This is a genomic window from Curtobacterium luteum, from assembly GCF_014646995.1.
GTDB classification, from domain to species: domain Bacteria; phylum Actinomycetota; class Actinomycetes; order Actinomycetales; family Microbacteriaceae; genus Curtobacterium; species Curtobacterium luteum.
In genome coordinates this window covers 60,924-81,124 of the sequence record NZ_BMOI01000004.1, presented here as the reverse complement: position 1 = coordinate 81,124, position 20,201 = coordinate 60,924, and the positions used below count along the sequence as shown (strand labels likewise).

Genomic DNA, 20,201 nt, shown 5'->3' with positions numbered 1-20,201 from the left:
TGGGCACGCCATGTTCTGCCCCTTCTGCCGCCACCCGGACTCCCGCGTCGTCGACTCCCGCACGAGCGACGACGGCACCTCCATCCGTCGCCGTCGCCAGTGCCCGAACTGCGGGCGCCGGTTCTCGACGACCGAGACGGCGTCGCTCAACGTCGTGAAGCGCAACGGCGTCACCGAGCCGTTCAGCCGCGACAAGATCGTCTCGGGTGTCCGGAAGGCGTGCCAGGGCCGTCCGGTGACCGACGGCGACCTCGCGATCCTCGCGCAGCGTGTCGAGGAGACCGTGCGGTCGTCCGGCTCCAGCCAGATCGACGCGAACGACATCGGGCTCGCGATCCTCGCGCCGCTCCGTGAGCTCGACGAGGTCGCGTACCTCCGCTTCGCGAGCGTGTACCAGGCCTTCGACTCCCTCGAGGACTTCGAGGACGCCATCGGCCAGCTCCGCCTCGACCACCACGCCGCTGCCCGTCCCGAGGGCGCGGACGCGTGAGCGTCGGCGTCGAGCGAGCCATCCGCGGCGGGTACGAGGTCGTCTTCCGCTCCGTGTTCGCGAACATGGACCCGGAGCGAGCCCATCACCTCGCGTTCGCCGTCATCCGGCTGATCCCGCACGTGCCGTTCATCGGGCGACTCGTCGAACGGTCCTCCCGCCCCTCGGCCGCCGACGGCATCACGACGATGGGGATCCACTTCCCGTCGCGGTTCGGTCTCGCGGCCGGGTTCGACAAGGACGCGAAGGGCATCCGGGGTCTCGGCGTGCTGGGGTTCGGCCACGTCGAGGTCGGCACGATCACCGCCAAGCCGCAGCCCGGCAACGAGCGACCACGGCTGTTCCGACTCATCCCGGACCGGGCGCTCATCAACCGGATGGGGTTCAACAACCACGGCGCACCTGCTGCGTCGCGTCGCCTCGAACGGGCACGACGCAACTCCGGCCGGCCGGTCATCGGCGTCAACATCGGCAAGAGCCGCGTGGTCGACGTCGCGGACGCGATCGACGACTACCTCGAGTCGACGCGGCTCCTCGCGCCGTTCGCCGACTACCTCGCCGTGAACGTCAGCTCGCCGAACACACCGGGGCTCCGTGGTCTCCAGGAGCTCGACCAGCTCCGGCCGCTCCTCACCGCCGTGCGCGACGCCGCAGGGCGGACCCCGGTGCTCGTGAAGATCGCGCCTGACCTGACCGACGAGCAGATCGACGCCATCGCCGGACTCGCTGTCGAGCTCGGGCTCTCCGGGATCATCGCGAACAACACCACGATCGACCGTTCCGGGCTGCAGACCCCGGCGGCCGAGGTCGAGGCGATGGGAGCGGGCGGCCTCTCCGGTGCGCCGCTCGCTGCCCGGTCGCTCGACGTCCTGCGGCGTGTCCGGGCTGCCGTCCCCGAGGAGTTCTGCGTCATCGCGGTCGGGGGAGTGACGAGCGAACAGGACGTGCAGGACCGCGTCGACGCCGGCGCGACGCTCGTGCAGGGCTACACGGCCTTCCTCTACGAGGGGCCGACCTGGGCTGCGCGCATCAACCACCTCCGTCGTCGTCGGCTGCGGCGCGCTGCTCGCTGACGGCGGGCGGGCCGCCCGCTGACGGCGGGCGCGTGGGCAGCCCGGGCGCGCGGGCAGCCCGGGCGGGCGGGCAGCCCGGGCGCGCTCGGGCTCGGCATCGGAGTGGCAGGCGCGCAAGACGCGGTCGTGCGCGAGGTCACGACACCCCGCTCAGCTTCGGCGTTCGGTCACGAGGGGTCGCTCTCGGCGCTCGTGACCGACGGCTCGTGACCCTTCGCTGTGAGCGCGGCGGGGAGTCGTGACCGGTTGCAAGGCAGGCCCGGGCGCGTTCGGGCTCGGCATCGGAGTGGCAGGCACGCAAGACGCGGTCGTGCGCGAGGTCACGACACCCCGCTCAACTTCGGCGTTCGGTCACGAGGGGTCGCTCTCGGCGCTCGTGACCGACGGCTCGTGACCCTTCGGCGTGAGCGCGGCGGGGAGTCGTGACCGGTTGCAAGGCGGGCCCGGGCGGGCTCGGGCTCGGAATCGGGGTGGCAGGCGCGCAAGACGCGGTCGCGCGCGAGGTCACGACACCCCGCTCAGCTTCAGCGGCCGGTCACGAGGGGTCGCTCTCGGCGCTCGTGACCGACGGCTCGTGACCGTTCGGCGTGAGCGCGGCGGGGAGTCGTGACCGGTTGCAAGGCGGGCCCGGGCACGGGCACGAGCACGAGCGCGGGCGCGGCGGAGGTGAGCGGCATGTCATGCGACCAACTCGACGCATTCCGCTTCCCGAAGAACGCAGGAGCGCCGCCCGACCGAGGTCGAGCAGCGCTCCGAGCAGGACGTCCGGACGGACGCCGGTCAGACGGTGGGGTACTGCCGGCGACCCACCTGCGGCTTCGGCAGGCGGAGGAACCGCAGCTGCCACGTCCGCGTGAGGATGTAGAGGAACGTGCCGCGCTGCATCGACCCGAACTTGTTCGTCAGCTTCTTGCGCAGCGACAGCCAGAGGACGACGCAGTCGAGCACGAACAGCGCGACGAACGCCCACACGAGCAGCAGCGCGTAGGACGCCAGCACGGTCTGCGAGGCCGCGAACCCGACGATGAGGAAGAGCACGAGCACCGGCATCATGACCTCGCCGATGTTCCACCGCGCGTCGATCCAGTCGCGCACGAACCGACGCTGCTCGCCGCGGTCCTTCGCGGGGAGGTAGCGCTCCTCGCCGTTCGCCATGCCGACACGGGCCTTCTCGCGCTCCGTGTTCAGCCGGGCGCGCGCCGCCTTCTTGTCCGCGGGGGAGTTGCCGACGAGGGGGCGACGGTTCGCGGCTTCACGCTCACGGCGGCTCGGCGTCGGCCGACCCTTGCCCTGCTCGAGGAGCTCGGCCTCGGACGGGTTGACGGTCGTGTTGGTCTTGGGGGCTGCCTTCGCCACGGTGGGTTCCTGACTGCGGTTGCGTGCTGGATCGTCCTCTAGATTACGGGACATGACCGACACCGACCAGCACGCAGCAGCCACCGACCCCGCGCTCCTCGACGCCCTGCGCGAACACGTGCAGGGGGCGCTGCCGGCGACCATCGCCGACCTGTCCGCCCTCGTCCGCCTGCCCTCGGTGTCGTGGTCGGCGTTCGACCCGGCGAACGTCCGCGCGAGTGCGGAGGCGGTCGCGGACCTGGCCCGGAGCACCGGTGTGTTCGCCGACGACGCCGTGCGCATCGTCCGCTCGGCCATCGAGGGCGACACCCCGCAGGACACCAGCGCCCCGCAGGACAACAGCGCCCAGCAGGACACCACCGCCCCGCCGGACAACACCGCCCAGCAGGACACCACCGCCCCGCAGGACACCGACGGCGCCGACGTGGAGCTCGGCCAGCCCGCGGTGCTCGCGGTCCGCCCCGCGCGGAACGGCAAGCCCACCGTCATGCTCTACGCGCACCACGACGTGCAGCCCCAGGGCGACGAGGCCCTCTGGGAGACGCCGCCGTTCGAGCCGACCCTCCGCGGCGACCGCCTCTACGGCCGCGGTGCCTCGGACGACAAGGCCGGCGTGATGACCCACATCGCGTCCCTCCGGGCCCTGCACGCGCAGTTCGGCGACGACCTCGACCTCGGTGTCGTGCTGTTCGTGGAGGGCGAGGAGGAGTTCGGCTCACGGTCGTTCCGCACGTTCCTCCGCGAGCAGAAGGAGCACCTCGCGGCGGACGTGATCGTCGTGGCCGACAGCGACAACTGGTCCGCCGAGGTCCCCTCGATCACGGTGTCGCTCCGCGGCAACGTCACCTTCAAGCTCACCCTGACGACCCTCGAGCACGCGAGCCACAGCGGCATGTTCGGCGGCGCGGCCCCGGACGCGATGATCCCGATGGTGCGCCTGCTCGCCTCGCTCCACGACGACGACGGCTCGGTCGCGGTCGAGGGCCTCACCTCGTACGACGCCGACGTCCCCGAGCGCTCCGACGACGAGCTGGCCGCGGACGCCGCGCTCCTGCCCGGTGTCCGCCCGGTCGGCACCGGCCCGGTGCTCAGCCGCATGTGGTTCCAGCCGTCGATCACCGTCACCGGCATGGACGTCCCGAGCGTCGCCAACGCGTCGAACACGCTCCTGCCGACCGTGAGCGCCCGGATCTCCGTCCGCGTCGCACCCGGCCAGTCGGCGGTCGAGGCGCGCGACGCCGTCGAGCGCCACCTCCGCGCGCACGTGCCGTTCGGCGCGCACCTCGAGCTCAGCGAGCCGGACGCCGGCGACGGGTTCCTCGTCGACACCGCCGGGTGGGCCGTGCAGGACGCCCGTGTCGCGATGCGTGAGGGCTGGGGCGCCGAGGCGGTCGAGCAGGGCATCGGCGGGTCGATCCCGTTCGTCTCCGACCTGGCCGCGGAGTTCCCGGAGGCACAGATCCTGGTGACCGGCGTCGAGGACCCCGACACCCGTGCGCACAGCCCGAACGAGTCGCAGCACCTCGGCGTGCTGCACCGCGCGATCGCGTCGGAGACGATCCTCCTGGCGCGGCTCGCGACGCGCTGACGCGCTCGCTCAGGCACGCTGACGCGCTCGCTCCGGGCGCGCTGACGCGCGTGACGACGGACGGGAGGCCCGTGGCGACCCCGCCACGGGCCTCCCGTCCGTCCGTCCTCACCACTGTCCACAGGCCTGCTCCGTCCACAGCGCCGCCGTGACCTGCTGCGCCCGTCGGCGGGGCGTGCTTACAATCGACCCGGGGCACGGTGATCCGCACCGGCCCGGAGGGAGACGCGCGATGAGCGACACCATCACCGAAGCGCAGACCGCTGCGACCGAGACGGCGACGCACGGTGTGCAGCTGAGCGACGCGGCTGCGGCCAAGGTGGCGAGCCTCCTCGAGCAGGAAGGGCGCGACGACCTCCGCCTGCGCCTCGCGGTCCAGCCTGGCGGCTGCTCCGGTCTCATCTACCAGCTCTACTTCGACGAGCGCCTGCTCGACGGCGACACCACGGCCGGGTTCGAGCCCGGCGTCGAGGTCGTCGTCGACAAGATGAGCGTCCCGTACCTCGACGGCGCCACGATCGACTTCGAGGACACCATCCAGAAGCAGGGCTTCACCATCGACAACCCGAACGCGCAGGGCAGCTGCGCGTGCGGCGACAGCTTCCACTGACGCCGACGGCCCGCACCACGGGCGACACGCGAGCGGGGAGTGACCGGACTGGTCGCTCCCCGCTCGCGTTTCTCGTGGTCAGGGCGGTCGTCGAGCTCGCGGATCGGGGCCACGCGGGCCACACGTGTGCGCGAGCTGTCCCCGGCTGCGAGTAAGCTAGGAGTGTTCCAACCGAGCTGGGAGTGAGCCATGAGCGACCTTCGTGTCGCGGCTCATCCGGCTTCACGTCACTCCGAGAGGTAACAGTGCGTTCGAATCGCCGTATACGTTGGGCGGCCATCCCGGTGGCCGTCGGTCTGGTCATCGCACTGGCTGGCTGCACGCAGCAGCAGCTCAACGGATGGCTCCCCGGCACGGAAGAGACGAAGAACGTCACGAACCACACGAGCCGCATCGTCGGCCTGTGGACCACGAGCTGGGTCGTGCTGCTCGCGGTGGGCCTGATCGTCTGGGGCCTCATCATCTGGGCCGCGATCGTCTACCGCCGCCGCAAGGGCCAGACCGGCCTCCCGGTGCAGATGCGGTACAACATGCCGCTCGAGATCTTCTACACGATCGTCCCGCTCATCCTCGTGCTCGGCTTCTTCGCCTTCACCGCGAAGGACCAGGCCGACATCGAGCGCCCCTTCGCCAAGGCCGACGCGACGATCCACGTGTACGGCAAGCGCTGGGCGTGGGACTTCAACTACATCAACGAGTCCGACCAGTCGAAGAGCGTCTACTACCAGGGCATCCAGGCCCAGGAAGAAGACAACGGCAAGGGCGCCATCGACGAGTCGCAGCTGCCGACCCTGTACCTGCCCCAGGGCAAGAAGGTGCACATCGAGCTCTCGTCGCGCGACGTGAACCACTCCTTCTGGGTGATCGACTTCCTCTACAAGAAGGACATGATCCCCGGCAAGCAGAACGACGAGTACTTCATCCCGGAGAAGCTCGGCACTTACCAGGGCAAGTGCGCCGAGCTCTGCGGCGAGTACCACTCGCTCATGCTCTTCCAGGTGAAGGTCGTCACGCCGGACGAGTACCAGGCGTACCTCGACAAGCTGACCGAGCAGGGCAAGGTCGGCCTCCTCGGTGACGAGTACAACACCAACACGAACGAACCGAACAACAAGGCGCCCGTGACGGCGTCCGAGAACGAGTAGGGGCTCCGTCAGATGACCACGTCGCTCGTCGGCCAGCCGGCGGCAGGCACCACGACCCTGGACTTCCAGGCGTCGAAGGTGGGCCGCAAGGGCAACATCATCGTCCGGTGGATCACCTCCACCGACCACAAGACCATCGGGTACATGTACCTGATCGCGTCGTTCATCTTCTTCCTGCTCGCGGGTGTGATGGCGCTCGTCATCCGTGCCCAGCTCTTCGAGCCCGGCCTGCACGTGGTGGCGACGAAGGAGCAGTACAACCAGCTCTTCACGATGCACGGCACGATCATGCTGCTGCTCTTCGCGACGCCGCTCTTCTCGGGTTTCGCGAACGCGGTCATGCCGCTGCAGATCGGTGCGCCGGACGTCGCCTTCCCGCGACTCAACGGCTTCGCGTTCTGGCTCTACGTCTTCGGCGCGCTCATCGCGGTCGGCGGCTTCCTCACCCCGCAGGGCGCCGCATCGTTCGGCTGGTTCGCGTACGCGCCACTGAGTGACACGACGTTCACACCCGGCCTCGGTGGGACGCTCTGGGTCTTCGGCCTGGGCATGACCGGCTTCTCGACGATCCTCGGCGCGGTGAACTTCATCACGACGATCATCACCATGCGTGCGCCGGGCATGACCATGTTCCGCATGTCGATCTTCACGTGGAACACCCTCGTGACCGCGCTCCTCGTCCTGATGGCCTTCCCGGTCCTCGCGGCGGCGCTGTTCGGCCTCGGCCTCGACCGCGTGTTCAACGCCCAGGTCTTCAACCCGGCGAACGGCGGTGCGCTCCTCTGGCAGCACCTCTTCTGGTTCTTCGGCCACCCGGAGGTCTACATCATCGCGCTGCCGTTCTTCGGCATCGTGTCGGAGATCTTCCCGGTCTTCAGCCGCAAGCCGATCTTCGGGTACAAGACCCTCATCTACGCGACCATCTCCATCGCGGCCCTCTCGGTCACGGTGTGGGCGCACCACATGTACGTCACCGGTGGCGTCCTGCTCCCGTGGTTCTCGCTCATGACGATGCTCATCGCGGTCCCCACGGGCGTGAAGATCTTCAACTGGGTCGGCACCATGTGGCGCGGCTCGGTGACCTTCGAGACCCCGCTGCTCTGGTCGGTCGGCTTCCTCATCACCTTCACCTTCGGTGGTCTCACCGGCGTGATCCTGGCGTCGCCGCCGCTCGACTTCCACGTGTCCGACTCGTACTTCGTCGTCGCGCACTTCCACTACGTGGTCTTCGGCACCGTCGTGTTCGCGATGTTCGCCGGGTTCTACTTCTGGTGGCCGAAGTGGACCGGCAAGATGCTCAACGAGCGCCTCGGCAAGATCCACTTCTGGCTGCTGTTCATCGGGTTCCACACGACGTTCCTCATCCAGCACTGGCTGGGCGTCATCGGCATGCCGCGTCGGTACGCGACCTACCTGCCGAACGACGGCTTCACCTGGATGAACCAGCTGTCGACGATCGGTTCGATGATCCTCGCGATCTCGTTCCTGCCGTTCATCTTCAACATCTACGTCACCGCCCGGAACGCACCGAAGGTCGCCGTGAACGACCCCTGGGGCTACGGCCGTTCGCTCGAGTGGGCGACCAGCTGCCCGCCGCCGCGGCACAACTTCACGTCGATCCCGCGGATCCGTTCCGAGTCCCCGGCGTTCGACCTGAACCACCCCGAGGCCGGCGTGCCGATCGGTGTGGGTCCGGCGAAGGACGCCCCGGACGCTCCGACCTACGACGCTGCGAAGGGCGAGGTGAAGTAACGCCATGCGCGCCAACACCAACCTGTTCTGGATCCTGTTCGTCTTCTTCATCCTCGCGGATGCGGCGTACACCATCTGGGCTGTCATCACCTACTCCCACCCGGAATGGGTCGGCACGGTCTCCATCGGACTCACCGGGATCATGTCCGCGTTCATCGCGTTCTACCTCGGCAAGGTCATGTCCTCCCAGGGCGGCGTGCTGCCCGAGGACCGTCCGGACGCCAACATCGAGGACGGCGACGCCGAGCTCGGGCACTTCAGCCCGTGGTCGTGGTGGCCGATCCTCCTCGCGGCGGCCGTCGGTGTGATCTTCCTCGGCGTCGCGGCCGGCCTCTGGCTCGTCCCGATCGGCATGGCGTTCGTCGCCGTGACGCTCGTGGGCTGGGTCTACGAGTACTACCGCGGGAACTTCGGGCACTGACCCCGCACCCCTGACGACCTTCGGGCGGCACCACATCCGGTGCCGCCCGAAGTGCGTCCGGACTCCGCGCGGCGGACTCGGCTCGCCGCGCAGCGCACTCCACCAGACTCCCCGGCCCTCGGACTGGGAACAACACGGCCCGCTCCCGGCTTGACTCGGAACGGACCACCCCCACCACAGCGAAAGGAGTCACCTCAGGTGACCGACAAGCGCACCCTCATCATCTTCGGCGCGACGGGCGACCTCGCCTCCCGCCTGCTGCTGCCGGGCCTCGGCACGTTCCTGCAGAGCGGTCGAGCGGTCCCCGTCCAGCTGATCGGGACGGGCCGCAGCGCCCGGAGCGAGGAGCAGTGGAAGGACGTCGTCACGAAGTCGTTCGCGTCGCAGGACGTGAAGGGCCCGGAGGTCGACGCGACCCTCGAGTCGACGCAGTTCATCCAGGGCGACCCGACCGACCCGAAGCACCTCGAGGCGCTCCTCGCCGCGGCGGACTCCGAGCCGATCCTCTACTTCGCGCTCCCGCCGCAGATCGCCTCCGACATCTGCGAGGCCCTCCAGGAGGTCGAACTGCCCGCGGGCACGACCCTCGCCTTCGAGAAGCCGTTCGGCACCGACGTCGACAGCGCGAAGGCCCTCAACGAGACCGTCCTCAAGCTCGTCCCCGAGGAGCGCGTCCACCGCACCGACCACTTCCTCGGTCGCACGACGGTGCTCAACATCATCGGCCTGCGCTTCGCGAACCGTCTGTTCGAGCCGATCTGGAACGCCGAGAACATCGAGAAGGTCGACATCTTCTACGACGAGACCCTCGGGCTCGAGAACCGCGCGCAGTACTACGACGAGGCCGGCGCGATGGTCGACATGATCCAGTCGCACCTGCTGCAGATCCTCGGCATCGTGACGATGGACGCCCCGGCCGACATCGACGCGGTCGAGTTCCGCTCGTCCCTGGCCCGGGTGCTCCGCTCGACCGAGCTCAAGGGCGGCGACCCGAAGGTCGCGTCGCGCCGAGCGGTGTACACGGCCGGCACGATCGACGGCAAGGAGCTGCCGTCGTACCAGGACGAGGACGGCGTCGACAAGTCGCGCCAGACGGAGACGCTCGCCGAGATCTCGGTCGAGGTCGACACCGCGCGCTGGAAGGGCGTGCCGTTCACGCTGCGGTCCGGCAAGGCCCTGGGCGCCAGCCGGAAGGAGGTGCTGATCACCTTCAAGCCGGTGACGCGCCTGCCCTCCGGCCTCTCGGGCCGCCCGAAGACGGACACGCTCCGCATCGCGCTGAACCCGGACGAGATCGAGCTGACGGTGTCGGCGAACGGCGGCGGCAACCCGTTCGAGATGGGCCAGGTCACGCTGTCGTCGTCCTTCGCGGACGGGGAGCTGACGCCCTACGGCGAGGTCCTCAACGGGATCTTCCACGACGACCCGCTGCTCTCGATCCGCGGCGACGTCGCGGAGCGCTGCTGGGAGATCGTCGAGCCGGTCGTCGACGCCTGGAAGGCGAACGAGGTCCCGCTCGAGGAGTACCGCGCCGGTTCCCGCGGGCCGGCCGACTGGGTGAGCTCGTCCTGACGGACGTGACCGCCGCGCCCTGAACGGGCGCACTGCACGGACGGGAGGCACGGTGCCAGCTGGCACCGTGCCTCCCGTCCGTTGCCGGGTCGCGTCCCAGCGGGGCGCGGCTCGGCGGGTCGTGTTCCCGCGGGCCGGGTCTCAGGCGGTGTCGCCCGCTCGCTCGCCCGCACCGGTCCACGACCGCGTGCCGCCGTCGTGGACCGCCAGGCGCGTCCGGTGCCCGGCGGACGCGCCACGGGCGCGAGCGATGGCGTCCGCCGCGGACACGAGGGTCAGGTGCGACAGCGCCTGCGGCGTGTTGCCGATGTGGTGACGGGTCTCGACGTCGATCTCCTCGGACAGCATCCCGACGTCGTTCGCGAATCCCACGAGCACGTCCATGAGCCGTTCGGCGTCCTCGATGCGGCCGGACGCGGCGTACTGCTCGACGAGCCAGAACGAGCACGCCAGGAACGGGTGCTCGCTGCCCGACAGCCCGTCGAAGCCGGCGGACGTCCGGTAGCGGAGCACCAGGCCGTCGTCGCCGGTGCGGAGGTCCTGCTCGATCGCGGCCACGGTGCCGGTCATCTGCGGGTCGTCGGCCATGATGTAGCCGATCTGCGGCAGCACCAGGAGGCTCGCGTCGACCTCGTCGGTGTCGTAGTGCTGCCGGTAGGAGCCGCGTTCGGCGTTCCAACCGTGCTCCTCGATCTCGGCCCGCACCTGCTCGCGCAGCGTGCGCCACCGGTCGACGGGGCCCTCGAGGCCGAACTCCTCGACGGCCGCGACGCCGCGGTCGAACGCCGCCCAGATCATCGCCCGCGAGTGCGTGAAGTGGCGACGTGGACCGCGCATCTCCCAGATCCCGTTGTCGGGCTCCTGCCAGTGCTCCTCGACGTAGCCGAGCAGGGCTCGTTGCAGCGCCCAGGAGTCCGCGTTCTCCTCGACGCCGAGCTCTCGGGCGTCGTGCAGCGCGGCGAGGACCTCGCCGAACACGTCGCCCTGGTACTGCGTGTACGCGCCGTTGCCGACGCGCACCGGCGTCGAGTGCGCGTACCCGGGCAGGTTCTCGAGCGTCCGCTCCGGGAGTTCGCGCTCGCCGGCGACGCCGTACATGATCTGCACGTCCGCGGGGTCGCCCGCGATCGCCCGGAGGAGCCACCCGCGCCAGTGGGTCGCCTCGTCCCGGTAGCCGTGGGCGATGAGGGACGCCAGCGCGAGCGAGGCGTCGCGGAGCCAGACGTACCGGTAGTCCCAGTTCCGTTCGCCGCCCGGGTCCTCCGGGAGGCTCGTGGTCGCGGCGGCGACGACCCCGCCGGTCTCCGCGTGGGTCATGGCCCGCAGCAGCAGCAGCGAGCGACGCGTGGCGTCGACGTAGCGGCCGTGGGTGCGCACCGGGGCCATCCAGTCCTCCCACCACCGGGTCGTGCGGTGCAGCGCCTCCGTCACGTCCATCGGTGCCGGCGGTTCCCGGTGCGACGGGTACCAGGTCAGCACGGTGTCGATGACTTCGCCGTCTCGCACGGTCGCCGTCGCGGTGTGGCTGTGGTCCCGCGCGTGGAACCGGGGTCCGCGGACGATCACCGAGCCGGGACCCGCGGTCGCGAGGAGCGCGGGGTCGTCGTCGCCGCCGATCTGGCGGACCCAGGGGAGCGCCCGGGCGTAGTCGAACCGGATGGTGAGGACCTGCTCCACGTCGACGGATCCGCGGAGGCCCCGGACGCGCCGGACGATCGCGGCCCGGTGGGCACCGATCGGCATGAAGTCGGTGACCTCGACCACGCCCGAGCTCGTCGTCCAGACCGTCGAGAGGACCAGTGAGTCGCCGACGTACCGACGGTGCGACGTCGCGTCCGGGTCGGTCGGACGGAGGGACCAGCCGCCGTGCTCGGCCGAGCCGAGCAGGGCCGCGAAGGTCGACGGGCTGTCGAAGCGGGGGAGGCAGGCCCAGTCGACCGTGCCGTCCCGCGTGACGAGCGCCGCGGTGTAGGTGTCGCCGATGAGGGCGTGGTCCTCGATGCGCGCAGAGTGCATGATCCCGATCGAACCACGCGGCCGCCCCGGGGAGGCTGCGCTGAGGAGGCCCTCAGTCGGGCACCGGGTCGTCAGTGGTCGTCGAGCAGCCCGACCCGCTGGAGTTCGGTCCAGAGGCCGGCGCCGTCGGGGGCGAACACCCACGGCGCCGCCGAGTCCCGGGACCGCTCCTGTGCCCGGGAACGGCCACCGGCGAGGACGGCCTCGCTCGTGGAGAGCTGCCGGATCGCGACGCCGGCGACGTTCTCCGGGTGCTCCCGTGCGAAGTCGCCGTACAGCGACTCGTCGTGCTGGCCGTCGTCGCCGACGAGCAGCCACTGGACGTCGGGGAAGTCCCGGGCGAGGCGGCGCAGGTTTTCCTGCTTGTGCAGCTGCCCGCTCCGGAAGAAGCGGTCGTGCGTCGGACCCCAGTCGGTGAGCAGCAGCGTGCCGGTCGGGTACATGTTGCGCGTGAGGAACCGCTGCAGCGTCGGGGCGACGTTCCAGGCACCGGTCGACAGGTACACCGTCGGTGCGCCGGGGTGCTGCGCCAGGACGCGTTCGTAGAGCACGGACATGCCCGGGACGGGCCGGCGGGCGTGCTCGGTGAGGACGAACGAGTTCCACGCGGCGAGCATCGGACGGGGGAGGCTCGTGACCATCACCGTGTCGTCGATGTCGGACAGCAGCCCGAACCGCGTGTCGGGGTGCACGACGAACACGTCCGCCTCGACGTCGCGGGAACCGCCCGCGGAGAGCTTGATCGTGCGCCACCCGGGCTCGAGGTCGATCGGCACGATGGCGTCGACGACCCCGCCGCGGTCGGACTGCACGGCGTGACTCCGGCCCCCGGCGGTGACGGTGACCTCGGCGGAGTCGACCGCGACGCTCGTGAAGCTCTTCCACCCGCGGACCCCGACGTAGGAGGCGTCGGAGGCGAGCCCGCGGCGGGTGAGGAGCACGCGGGCGAGGACCCGCACCCAGCCGGGTGCACCGTAGCCGGTGTAGGGGATCACGGTCGGCACGAGTCCGCGGCGGCGCGCGCGCTGCTCGCGGAACTCCTGCACGGCGTCCTCGATCCGTGCCGCCCGGTGGAGGATCGGCTCGGCCAGCGACGGCTCGTGGGGCGTCGGGTCGGGCATCGCCCCATCATTCCACGCCGGGGCGACCTCGGACCCGCGGGTGCTCGGCGCGGACGACCCGGGCGCGCCGCCCCGGGCGACCCGAGGATGCTCATGCAGGATTGGGAGAGTCGCAGCCGAGTTCCAGACGGAGTCTGCGAGAGTTGCGGGGACACCACCGCCCACGTGTCGTGTGGACGGTGAAACACAACGCGCCACGCGCCTGCCGCGGGCGGGACGCGTCGAGGACGCGAGAAGGAGTACACGTGCTCGTCACCGAGGTATCGAACGCACTGCCGGGGGGATCATCACTGCTCAGGAACGAGCCGGTCCAAGCCCGCAGTTCGGCGCGCCTCGCCGGCCTCCTCGACGCCGCGGCCGCGGTCATCGACGAGATCGGGTTCGAGCGGCTGACGACGGCGATGGTCGCCGAGCGGGCAGGCGCGTCCATCGGGACCGTCTACCGCTACTTCCCGGACCGCATCGCCGTGGTCGAGGCCCTGGCGATCCGCTGCACGCAGCGCCTGGCCGCCCGGTTCGTCGAGGCGCTCGACGCGAGCGGTGCCGCCGACTGGCGCGCCGGTTGCGACGCGCTCATCGACATGACGGCCGACATGTACCGGACGGAGCCCGGGTTCCGGGCGATCCGGTTCGGCGACACGGCCGACACCGGTACCGGGGACGACGACGACCGCATGGCCGCGCTCGGGGGTGCCGTCAGCCAGGTGATGCGGGAGCGCTTCGGTCTGCCGGAGGGCGAAGCCGTCGACCGCGCGTGGACCGTGCTCGCCGAGTCCGGCCACACCGTGCTCGCGCGGGCGCACGCCGACCGTGACGCTCCGGACCAGGCACTCGTCGAGGCGTACCGCACGATGACCCACACCTACCTCGAGGCGGTCCTCCGCGACGCCTGAGCAGCCCCCACCCGTCCGCCGACGCCCGCGCTCCGAACAGGGACGCGGGCGTCGTCGCGCGCGCCCACCGAGCGGGCGTCGCTGTCCATGAGGCGACACGGGGCGTCACCGCGCAACCGCTGTCGGTCCCCACGGGTACTGTCGTGCGGAGTCGGGCTACCTCCGAACAGAAGGGCACCCACCATGATCGAGTTCCGGTCGGTACGGAAGACGTACCCGGACGGCACCACCGCGGTCGAGGACTTCCACCTCGTCATACCCTCCCGAACCACGACGGTCTTCGTCGGGTCGAGCGGTTGCGGCAAGACGACCCTCCTCCGGATGATCAACCGCATGGTGGACCCGACGTCGGGGTCGGTGTCCATCGACGGCGAGGACGTCGCGTCGGTCGACCCGGTCCAGCTCCGCCGGCGGATCGGCTACGTCATGCAGAACGCCGGGCTCCTGCCGCACCGCCGCGTGGTCGACAACATCGCGACCGTGCCGCTGCTGACGGGTGTCGGCAAGGCGCAGGCGCGCGAGCGCGCGCTCGAGCTCATGGACACGGTCGGCCTCGACCGGGCGTTCGCGAACCGCTACCCCTCGCAGCTCTCCGGTGGCCAGCAGCAGCGCGTCGGCGTGGCGCGTGGGCTCGCGGTCGACCCGAACATCCTGCTCATGGACGAGCCGTTCGGCGCCGTCGACCCCCTCGTCCGCAACGACCTGCAGGACGAACTGATCCGCCTGCAGCGCGAACTCGGCAAGACGGTGGTCTTCGTGACCCACGACATCGACGAGGCGTTCAAGCTCGGCGACCAGGTCGTCATCCTCAAGAAGGGCGGCGAGATCGCCCAGCAGGGCACGCCGGCCGAGATCCTCGCCGAACCGGCGGACGACTTCGTCGCGAACTTCATCGGTGCGGCCGTGGCCGGCGTGCGCTCCGGGTCGAGCAGACCCCGACGGGGCCGATCGTCGTGGACGGCGACGGACGTGCCGCCGGGGTCCTCACCGGCCCGGTCCAGGTGGTCGACGCCGCGGCCGCCGTCCCGCAGGGTGCAGAGGCCGGAGCGCGTGACACCGCCCCGGGTGCTCCGGCGCAGGGTGGGGGACCCCGGTGAACTGGGTCCTGTCGAACCTCGACACGATCGGGGACGCGACGACCGCGCACCTGGCGATCGCGATCCCGCCGATCATCATCGCGTTCGTGCTGTCGATCCCGATCGGATGGCTCGTCGTCCGTCTGCAGCGTCCGGGCAGCTCGCGCTTCTCCGCGGGGCTCGGCAGCGGCATCGTGACCTTCGCCGGCCTGCTCTACGCGATCCCGTCGCTGGCGCTCTTCGTGGCGCTGCCCGGCATCATCGGGACGAGCCTCACGAGCCCGGTGAACGTGATCATCAGCCTGACGATCTACGGGCTGGCGCTCATGGTCCGGTCGACGGTGGACGGGCTGACCTCGGTCGACGGCGCGACGGTCGCGGCCGCGACCGCGATGGGGTACTCGTCCGCGCAGCGGTTCTTCCGCGTCGAGCTCCCGCTGGCCGGGCCGGTCCTGCTGGCCGGACTCCGCGTCGTCGCGGTCTCCACGATCTCCCTGACGACCGTGGGCGCGGTCCTCGGGATCCAGAGCCTCGGCTCGCTCTTCACCGACGGCCTCGCGCGCGGCATCTACGAGGAGATCATCTCCGGCATCGTGATGGTGCTCGTGCTCGCCTTCGCGATCGACGCCGTGCTCGTCCTGGTCGGTCGGCTCGTGATGCCGTGGACCCGTCGCACGCGGACGAGCCAGCGCTCCGCGCGCCGGGTGCTCCAGCGGACGGAGGTGGCCTCGTGATCATCGGCGACGCGTTCGGGTGGGTCTTCGACCCGCAGAACTACTCCGGTCTCAACGCCATCCCCGGTCGGCTCTGGGAGCACGTCTGGATCACGCTGTTCGCGGTCCTCATCGCCTCGGTCATCGCGATCCCCATCGGCTACGCGATCGGCCACACCGGGCGTCTGCGGGGCTTCTCGATCGGGGTGTCCGGCGGCGTCCGCGCCCTGCCGACGCTCGGCGTCCTGTCGCTCTTCGGCCTCCTGCTCGGGATCGGCCTGCAGGCGCCGCTCCTCGCGCTGGTCATCCTGGCCATCCCGTCGGTGCTCGCCGGGGCGTACTCGGGCATCGAGTCCGTCGAACCCGTCACCGTCGACGCCGCCAAGGCGCAGGGCATGACCGGCTGGCAGGTGCTGTGGAAGGTCGAGATCCCGCTCGGGCTGCCGCTCCTCATCGGCGGGGATCCGAGCAGCCGTGCTGCAGGTCGTCGCCACCGCCACCCTGGCCGCCTACGTGGGCGCCGGTGGTCTGGGCGGCTACTTCTTCCTCGGGCTCAAGACCCAGGACTACGCCGAGATGCTCGGCGCCTCCATCCTCGTGATCGCACTCGCGATCGCGTTCGAGATCGTGTTCGCCGCACTCCAGCGGGCGGCGGTGCCGAAGGGCACTGCCGACCCGTCGGCCCGGCGGCGCCAGGGGTCGCGCGAGCGGTCCCGCAATCCCATCCCGGAAGGAACTCCATCGTGATCACAGCAAAGATCCGTGCCGGCGTCGCAGCAGCGCTGGCACTGGGCGTCGCGGCAGCCCTCAGCGGCTGCGCGTCGAGCAACCCGCTCGACAGCGGCTCCAGCAGCTCCAGCGACTCGAAGACGATCGTCATCGGGTCGCAGCAGTACTACTCGAACGAGATCATCGCCGAGATGTACGCGCAGGTCCTCGAGAAGGACGGCTTCCAGGTGAAGCGGAACTTCAACATCGGGCAGCGTGAGATCTACCTGCCGCAGCTCCAGAAGGGCGCGATCGACGTCATGCCCGAGTACAGCGGCAACCTGCTGCAGTACTACGACAAGAAGGCCACCGCGAAGACCCCGTCGGAGATCGACGCGGCGCTCCAGAAGGCGCTGCCGTCCGGCCTCCGAGTCCTCGACGAGGCCGAGGCGACCGACCAGGACAGCTACACGGTCACGAAGCAGTTCTCCGAGGAGAACGACGTCACGAGCCTCGCCGACCTCAAGAACGTCGAGAAGACGCTCACCGTCGGCGCGAACTCCGAGTTCCAGACCCGACCGTACGGTCCGAAGGGGCTGAAGTCGGTCTACGGCGTGGACGTCGACTTCAAGGCGATCGAGGACTCGGGCGGAGCCCTGACGGTGAAGGCGCTCAAGGACGGCACCGTCCAGCTCGCCGACATCTACAGCGCGGACCCGAGCATCAAGGCGAACGACTTCGTCTCGCTGAAGGACCCCGAGAACCTGATCCTGCCGCAGAACGTCATCCCGGTGGTGTCGAAGAAGGTCGACGACAAGGCGGCCGCGGACATCGACGAGGTGAGCAAGGTGCTCACCACCGATGCGCTCATCGAACTCAACGCGAAGAGCGTCACCGACAAGGAGAAGGCGTCCACCATCGCGAAGGACTTCCTCACCGAGAAGGGCCTGCTGTAACAGCGCGTCCCACACCGGAAAGACGACAGGCGTCGGGCTTCGGCCCGGCGCCTGTCGCTGTTTGCCGAGCCGGCCTCGCAGCACGCTTGTTCCGTACAACCGTGCCGTGCAGTTCCCCTGCACATTCGTGCAGAGGAGTGTTCTACAACTTGTCGAACGAGGTGTCCGGGCGGTAGCGTGGAGGTGTCCCAAAGGCCTGTGACACCAGAAGTTCCCCCTTCCACAGGAAGCAACTGACGTGCACCAACAGCGCGCGGCGACCCGGCTCGGAAACGCCGCATGAACGACATCCTCGATCCGCTCATCCTGTCGCGGTGGCAGTTCGGTCTGACGACGATCTACCACTTCCTCTTCGTGCCCCTGACCATCGGCATGGCCGTGGTCGTCGCGGTGTTCCAGACCGCCTGGGTGCGCACCGGACGGGCGCACTACCTGCAGCTCACCCGGTTCTTCGGCCGGATCTTCCTCATCAACTTCGCGATGGGCGTGGTCACCGGCATCGTGCAGGAGTTCCAGTTCGGCATGAACTGGTCGAACTACTCGCGCTTCGTCGGTGACGTGTTCGGCGCACCGCTCGCGCTCGAGGGCATCCTGGCGTTCTTCTTCGAGGCCGCGTTCATCGGGCTCTGGATCTTCGGCTGGGACCGCCTGCCGAAGAAGGTGCACCTCGCGACGATCTGGTGCGTGAGCGTCGGCACGATGCTGTCGGCGTACTTCATCCTCGCGGCGAACGCGTTCATGCAGCACCCGGTCGGCTACGCCATCAACGAGGCCAAGGGCCGCGCCGAGCTCACCGACATCTGGGCCGTGCTCACGAACAAGGTCGCGCTGGCGGCGTTCCCGCACACCCTGTTCGGCGCGTTCATGGTCGCCGCGTCGGTCATCATCGCGGTCGCCGCGTGGCACCTGGCCCGCAACCAGAGCCTCGAGACGATGCTGCCGGCGCTGAAGTTCGGCATGTGGACGATGCTCGCCTCCGGAGCCCTCACGGTCCTCACCGGCGACCAGCTCGGGCTCACGATGGTCGACACCCAGCCGATGAAGATGGCCGCGGCCGAGGCGCTCTACAACACCTCGACCGGCAAGGACGCCTCGTTCTCGATCTTCACGCTCGGTACTCCTGACGGGGTCCACGAGCTGTTCTCGATCCGCATCCCGTACCTGCTGTCGTTCCTCTCGACGCACACCTTCAACGGCACCGTCGAAGGCATCAACGACCTGCAGGCGCAGTACTCGCAGGTGTACGGTGCCGGCGACTACAAGCCGATCATCTGGGTCACGTACTGGGCCTTCCGGTGGATGATCGCCCTCGGCGTGGGCGCGGTCCTCGTCTCGCTCGTCGGGCTCTGGCTGACCCGCAAGGGCCGCTTCCCCCAGCAGCGGTGGGTGTGGCGGGTCGCGACCTGGGCCATGCCGCTCCCGATGGCCGCGATGATCATGGGCTGGATCTTCACGGAGATGGGGCGCCAGCCGTGGCTCGTCTTCGGGCTGCTCAAGACGGCCGACGGCGTCTCGCCGAACGTGACCGGCCTCGAGGTCCTCATCTCGCTCGTCGTGTTCACGCTCATCTACGGCGCCCTCGCGGTGGTCGAGTTCCGGCTCATCAAGAAGGTCGCGCAGGAGGGCCCCGCCGCCCCGGCGGAGGTCGACGAGGAGACCGGCGAGGTCAAGCACGAAGTGACGGTGTACTGAGATGGACCTGCCCGTGCTCTGGTTCGCGATCGTCGGACTGTTCTTCGTGGGCTACTTCGTGCTCGACGGCTTCGACTTCGGCGTCGGGATGTCGCTGCCGTTCCTCGGCAAGGACGACACCGACCGCCGCGTGCTGATCAACACGATCGGGCCCGTGTGGGACCTCAACGAGACCTGGGTCATCGTCGCCGGCGCCTGCCTGTTCGCGGCGTTCCCGGAGTGGTACGCGACGATGTTCTCCGGCTTCTACCTGGCGCTGTTGCTCATCCTCGCGGCACTCATCGCCCGCGGCGTCTCGTTCGAGTACCGGCACCAGAACAAGCACGCCGAGTGGAAGCGCCGCTTCGACCTGATGATCATCGTCGGCAGCGCCCTCCCGTCGTTCCTCTGGGGCGTCGCGTTCGGCAACGTCGTGCGCGGCATCCCGATGGACGCCGGCCACAACTACACCGGGACCATCTTCGACCTGCTCAACCCGTTCGCGCTGCTCACCGGGCTGACCACGCTCCTGGTGTTCTTCACCCACGGCGTCGTGTTCGTCGCGCTGAAGACGGAGGGGGAGATCCGCGAGCGGGCCAAGCGGCTCGCGACCCGTGCGGGCATCGTCACGATCGTCGTCGGCGCGGCGTTCCTCGTCGCGATGGCGTTCGTCCGCGCGACGCCGGCGAGCCTCGTGCTCTCCGTGGTGGCGGCACTGGCCCTCGTCCTCGCGGTCCTCTGCACCGCGTGGGGCAAGGAAGGACGGGCGTTCACGCTCATGGCGATCACGATCGCCGCGGTCGTGCTGGCGATGTTCACGGCGATCTTCCCGAACGTGATGCCCGCGTCGAACGACCCGGCGAACAGCCTGAACGTCTACAACGCGAGCAGCGGTTCGTACACGCTGACCGTGATGAGCTGGGTCGCGCTGATCTTCGTCCCGCTCGTGCTCGCCTACCAGGCCTGGACCTACTGGGTCTTCCGCAAGCGCGTCTCGCGGGCCCACATCGCCCAGGCCGCCCACTAGCCGCCCACGACCA

Annotated in this window: 17 protein-coding genes and 2 pseudogenes; 16 read left to right on the top strand and 3 right to left on the bottom strand. The window is 69.7% G+C overall.

The features are described from left to right. Window positions 1–10: 10 nt before the first annotated feature. Window positions 11–490 carry a transcriptional regulator NrdR gene (gene nrdR, locus IEY20_RS06265; RefSeq protein WP_022904268.1) on the top strand — a complete coding sequence of 160 codons (480 nt, stop codon included), beginning with the start codon at window positions 11–13 and terminating at the stop codon, window positions 488–490. Beyond that, on the top strand, window positions 487–1,563 hold the full coding sequence (locus IEY20_RS06260; RefSeq protein ID WP_175328647.1) for a quinone-dependent dihydroorotate dehydrogenase: 1,077 nt from the start codon (window positions 487–489) through the stop codon (window positions 1,561–1,563). Before nrdR ends, IEY20_RS06260 begins: the two co-directional genes overlap by 4 nt. A 780-nt stretch (window positions 1,564–2,343) precedes the next feature. On the opposite strand, the gene IEY20_RS06255 is transcribed toward IEY20_RS06260, so the two are convergent. Next, a complete protein-coding gene (locus tag IEY20_RS06255) occupies window positions 2,344–2,919 on the bottom strand; it encodes a DUF3043 domain-containing protein (protein ID WP_022904271.1) in 576 nt (191 codons plus the stop codon). Between the two features lie 52 nt (window positions 2,920–2,971). On the opposite strand from IEY20_RS06255, the gene IEY20_RS06250 reads away from it, so the two are divergent. The 6 genes from IEY20_RS06250 (at window position 2,972) to IEY20_RS06225 (ending at window position 10,007) form a co-directional block, all read left to right on the top strand. Further along, entirely contained in the window at window positions 2,972–4,507 is a 1,536-nt protein-coding gene (locus tag IEY20_RS06250) for a dipeptidase (RefSeq protein ID WP_175328646.1), read from the top strand. Between the two features lie 232 nt (window positions 4,508–4,739). Further along, entirely contained in the window at window positions 4,740–5,117 is a 378-nt protein-coding gene (locus IEY20_RS06245; protein ID WP_022904273.1) for a HesB/IscA family protein, read from the top strand. 245 nt (window positions 5,118–5,362) lie between these two features. Beyond that, a complete protein-coding gene (gene ctaC / locus IEY20_RS06240; protein WP_022904274.1) occupies window positions 5,363–6,262 on the top strand; it encodes an aa3-type cytochrome oxidase subunit II in 900 nt (299 codons plus the stop codon). Window positions 6,263–6,274: 12 nt separating this feature from the next. After that, window positions 6,275–8,014 (top strand): aa3-type cytochrome oxidase subunit I, encoded by a 1,740-nt coding sequence (gene ctaD, locus IEY20_RS06235; RefSeq protein ID WP_022904275.1) that lies wholly within the window; start codon window positions 6,275–6,277, stop codon window positions 8,012–8,014. A gap of 4 nt (window positions 8,015–8,018) precedes the next feature. Continuing rightward, complete coding sequence (locus IEY20_RS06230) at window positions 8,019–8,435, top strand: cytochrome c oxidase subunit 4 (protein WP_022904276.1); 417 nt, start codon at window positions 8,019–8,021, stop codon at window positions 8,433–8,435. A gap of 198 nt (window positions 8,436–8,633) precedes the next feature. Further along, window positions 8,634–10,007, top strand: a complete 1,374-nt coding sequence (locus IEY20_RS06225; RefSeq protein ID WP_175328645.1) for a glucose-6-phosphate dehydrogenase — start codon at window positions 8,634–8,636, stop codon at window positions 10,005–10,007. Between the two features lie 141 nt (window positions 10,008–10,148). Here the strand turns inward: IEY20_RS06225 and IEY20_RS06220 are convergent, their stop codons facing one another. Together IEY20_RS06220 and IEY20_RS06215 are read right to left on the bottom strand one after the other, a co-directional pair. Beyond that, a complete protein-coding gene (locus tag IEY20_RS06220; RefSeq protein ID WP_175328644.1) occupies window positions 10,149–12,023 on the bottom strand; it encodes a glycoside hydrolase family 15 protein in 1,875 nt (624 codons plus the stop codon). A 71-nt stretch (window positions 12,024–12,094) separates the two neighbouring features. Next, window positions 12,095–13,144, bottom strand: coding sequence for an App1 family protein phosphatidate phosphatase (locus tag IEY20_RS06215; RefSeq protein WP_175328643.1), 1,050 nt, complete (start codon window positions 13,142–13,144; stop codon window positions 12,095–12,097). A 245-nt stretch (window positions 13,145–13,389) separates the two neighbouring features. Between IEY20_RS06215 and IEY20_RS06210 the strand changes: the two genes are divergently transcribed. The 8 genes and pseudogenes from IEY20_RS06210 (at window position 13,390) to cydB (ending at window position 20,188) form a co-directional block, all read left to right on the top strand. Continuing rightward, window positions 13,390–14,037 carry a TetR/AcrR family transcriptional regulator gene (locus tag IEY20_RS06210; protein WP_175328642.1) on the top strand — a complete coding sequence of 216 codons (648 nt, stop codon included), beginning with the start codon at window positions 13,390–13,392 and terminating at the stop codon, window positions 14,035–14,037. A gap of 183 nt (window positions 14,038–14,220) precedes the next feature. Further along, window positions 14,221–15,134, top strand: a pseudogene (locus IEY20_RS06205) (ABC transporter ATP-binding protein). Further along, a complete protein-coding gene (locus IEY20_RS06200; RefSeq protein WP_175328641.1) occupies window positions 15,131–15,847 on the top strand; it encodes an ABC transporter permease in 717 nt (238 codons plus the stop codon). Before IEY20_RS06205 ends, IEY20_RS06200 begins: the two are co-directional and overlap by 4 nt. Next, a pseudogene (locus tag IEY20_RS17355) lies at window positions 15,775–16,221 on the top strand (ABC transporter permease family protein); the annotation flags it as partial. The gene IEY20_RS06200 and the pseudogene IEY20_RS17355, both read left to right, overlap by 73 nt. A 79-nt stretch (window positions 16,222–16,300) precedes the next feature. Further along, complete coding sequence (locus IEY20_RS17350; RefSeq protein ID WP_307839866.1) at window positions 16,301–16,573, top strand: ABC transporter permease family protein; 273 nt, start codon at window positions 16,301–16,303, stop codon at window positions 16,571–16,573. Continuing rightward, a complete protein-coding gene (locus IEY20_RS06190) occupies window positions 16,570–17,490 on the top strand; it encodes an ABC transporter substrate-binding protein (RefSeq protein ID WP_175328640.1) in 921 nt (306 codons plus the stop codon). The genes IEY20_RS17350 and IEY20_RS06190 overlap by 4 nt, the downstream gene beginning before the upstream one ends. A 279-nt stretch (window positions 17,491–17,769) precedes the next feature. Next, the gene (locus tag IEY20_RS06185) at window positions 17,770–19,182 is read left to right on the top strand and encodes a cytochrome ubiquinol oxidase subunit I (RefSeq protein ID WP_175328639.1); all 1,413 of its coding nucleotides are present in this window, start codon (window positions 17,770–17,772) and stop codon (window positions 19,180–19,182) included. 1 nt (window position 19,183) lies between these two features. After that, window positions 19,184–20,188: a cytochrome d ubiquinol oxidase subunit II gene (gene cydB, locus IEY20_RS06180; protein ID WP_175328638.1), complete on the top strand. Its 1,005-nt coding sequence runs from the start codon at window positions 19,184–19,186 to the stop codon at window positions 20,186–20,188. Window positions 20,189–20,201: the final 13 nt, after the last annotated feature.